This window comes from Bradyrhizobium sp. Ses1, from assembly GCF_059512365.1.
Map to the genome: position 1 here is coordinate 1 of NZ_JCAMOQ010000293.1, position 215 is coordinate 215.

The following is a 215-nucleotide window of genomic DNA, read 5'->3' on the forward strand; positions in this document are numbered from 1 at the left end:
CTGCCCGCCGGCACCTTCAACGATCCCGACGGCGGCGCGCTCACCTATTCGGCAACCGGCTTGAACGGCGCGGCGCTTCCAACATGGCTGACGTTCAACGCGGCAACGCGAACATTCAGCGGCACGCCGGCATCGGCCAATGTCGGCACCCTCGGCGTCCAGGTTTCGGCCACCGATCCCGCCGGCCTCTCCGCCAGCGAGACTTTCAATATCGC

At 67.0% G+C, this 215-nt stretch carries 1 protein-coding gene; it reads left to right on the top strand.

Annotated features, from left to right (window positions below; translation table 11 throughout):
• Window positions 1–215, top strand: a 215-nt coding sequence (locus AC5ZG5_RS46700) for a putative Ig domain-containing protein (RefSeq protein ID WP_496165630.1), incomplete at both ends; no start/stop codon positions are given.